The sequence below is a fragment of the Bacillus sp. ISL-7 genome, from assembly GCF_018613065.1.
The window spans coordinates 1-2,680 of sequence record NZ_JAGGQW010000072.1 but is presented as its reverse complement, the minus strand read 5'-3'; the positions used below and the strand labels follow the sequence as shown (position 1 = coordinate 2,680).

The 2,680-nt window shown below is 36.9% G+C and carries 2 protein-coding genes and 1 pseudogene; 1 reads left to right on the top strand and 2 read right to left on the bottom strand.

Going from position 1 to position 2,680, the window contains the following annotated elements; all coding sequences use genetic code 11:
- The first annotated feature begins 184 nt into the window (after positions 1 to 184).
- Positions 185 to 523 carry a YolD-like family protein gene (locus J7E66_RS26830; protein ID WP_215005775.1) on the top strand — a complete coding sequence of 113 codons (339 nt, stop codon included), beginning with the start codon at positions 185 to 187 and terminating at the stop codon, positions 521 to 523.
- Between the two features lie 523 nt (positions 524 to 1,046).
- Here the strand turns inward: J7E66_RS26830 and J7E66_RS32105 are convergent.
- Positions 1,047 to 1,496: a DUF3231 family protein gene (locus J7E66_RS32105; RefSeq protein ID WP_251033157.1), complete on the bottom strand. Its 450-nt coding sequence runs from the start codon at positions 1,494 to 1,496 to the stop codon at positions 1,047 to 1,049.
- Positions 1,497 to 1,649: 153 nt separating this feature from the next.
- Positions 1,650 to 2,065: pseudogene (locus J7E66_RS32100) on the bottom strand (DUF3231 family protein); the annotation flags it as partial.
- Positions 2,066 to 2,680 lie beyond the last annotated feature (615 nt).

The window sequence follows — 2,680 nt, the reverse complement described above, 5'->3', positions numbered from 1 at the left end:
TGGCGTGACACCTATGAGAAGTTTTATTATTTACTTAAAATAAAAAAGGACCCATATAGGCCCTTGAACTGTAACCCATAATATGGACAGTTTAATAAACATTAATTTTTAACAGAGCCTTTTATTTTTTTTATTCACGCAGAACACTAGTTCGTGTATAATTGAGAACGAAGGGGCGATTGAAATGGCAATACGAGATCGAGGTAAGCTAAAGTGGCAGCCGGCATCTTTTATGCCGTTAGGATTCGAAATGACACGTGCAATGTTTAAGGATCAAGAACGTCAACCGAAGCCGCTTCTCGACGAATACGAAAGGGAGGAATTCGATCAGAGGATTTCTTACGCAATGGAATATAACTTAGCGGTTAAGCTGGCGGTATGGATCGATGGATTTACGAAGGAAGTTAAGGGGCGTGTTCACTTCGTTGATCCTATTACACATCAGTTTAGCGTTGAAGTAAAGCCTGGCGAATTTGAGGATTCAACTGAGCGACAGCGAGGTTTATTACGTCGTGACGATTAAAAGATTATACGTTAATACAACCAACCGAAATTATGTCATTTTAATGATGGAGTTAATGGATATCATCCTTAAATTCCTATGTTACGTACAGGATGTATGATTAACGCTTGGAGTACAATTATTAGCGTATATCATGGTTTAAACGTACTCCACTTGGTGCAGCTTGACCGAAAATGGCGTTCCTGGAAACCTCGGGGTCTATGGATCACTAGGTAAGCAATCTAGATGTACCAAGCGTTTGGAAGGTGTTTTAAGATAAGGTGTAAAGTAAAAACACTTGACGATATGACATTAAAAACGTCACTTATGGTAAAACTTCGAGGAGGCGACTTAACTTACTTTATTACGATAAAGCATTGGTGAAACTGGGTTTCGAGATATCTACCGTGCTTTAATACGCTGAAGGATATGACGTTAATCACAATACCGTCCAGAAATCCAGTGACAGTAACTAGACTAAATTGTCGTATCTCTAAATAAGAAAAAGAGACACACTTATTGAAGTAACAGCCATAAACTTTAATTATTCGGTGTCTTTTGTTTGGGATAGTTTTTGTTTATCGGTAGTTCCAGGTGGTTGTTCTAGCCATTTGTTATCAATCATGATGTTAACTCCGTCCTTAGCATACTGAGCGACTTCTAGCGATAAGCGTTCATAATTTAGAAAAAGGTCTGTTCTTTGACTTGCCGCCGCTCCAGTTGCGTAATTTCCTGAACCAGTCGCACTTAACAATGCCATATGAGACATGGCTAGTTTGTCTGAGAATGGCGGTGTAGTTGAATTTGTTATAGCAACATCTGATGAAACTGGTGGTTGTATATCATTGTGGAGTAGAGTTGCAGAAAAAATCTGCACATGCTTTTTTGAAATATCGTTACCTCTTAGCATCCACTTTTGTATATTTTTTCTCGGTGATGTTTGAGCAAAACTAATAGAAAGATGACTACCTATTAAATTGGTTTGAATGTTCATATAAAGATGAGATATTTCAACTGTATTTAAAGGGCGTTGCTTACTGAAAAGAGAAAAACCACTTAAATAACTTTTGCTATCTACGTAATCAGTCTTTGTTGGGTATGCAATATACGGTGCTCTTACAAACAATCCTTTAGAAAGTGCGACATCTGAACTTCTGTCGAATAAATCGGACGTTTCTTTTAGTCCTTCCATAAAATAACCCCTTACATCCTTTCTTGCACTCATGGAAACGAGTCCACTATAAGCAAGTAACCCAACCTTTGCCATGTGGTTTATGTAAGTCAGCATAAATGAATCAGTATATAGGCGAGGAGCATTTAAATTGACATCTTCGTTAGTAAATCCTGTTGGTAATGGCAAATCTTCTCTTCGAAAAGATGAGTTAGTTTTTCTATATGAGAAACTGTAAGGTCATATGCAAACTGTATAATAGGCCTTATATCTGAGTCTTCAACATGTACTAGAAAATATCCAAGAATGCACTTAGCCATACTATCGTTCATATAGCCAGTCCAAGTACAAGCGATTTCTGATGATGTTAGGCTAATACGGTTTTCAGTCATATTCCGAACTCCTTCAAAAATATATATATTGGTATATTCTTTCCGAATAAACTTGTTTTTATGTAGCCTAAGATGACCTTGATAGTGTGGTCATCCAGTCAAAAAATGCAAATAAGACGACCAATCCGCAAGTCAGCCGTCCATCGAATATTTACCTACTGTAAACTACCGCTTGGAAATTTATTCGTATCTATTAAGTGCATTTTTGAATTGTACATTGTGATTTTCTAATTTTGCGTAAGATACAACGCAAAAAGCATTAACTCTTTGATGTAATCAGGTGGTTTAACGGAAAAAAGGAGAGATGACAGCAGTGAAAGCGATGCAAGAAATAGGGGTTAAAAAAACAACATTTTATAAGTTAGTTAAGGAGTACGAAAGAGAATTGAAAAGCACCAATATACAATAGAAGAAACTCGTCAAAAAAATCTTTGCTCATTGAAAGCAAAGGCTTTTATCAATTAGGGGGGTATTTTCTTTTTCAACAAACGGGCCAGATTGTGGAGGATCATTTTAAAAGAAAATTGGGTATTTATCGAGGAGATTGTGAAGAATTGTACTTAAGCTAACGGGGCAGGTTAGTGAAACAAGCACCAATGTTCCATTGCAACTTTT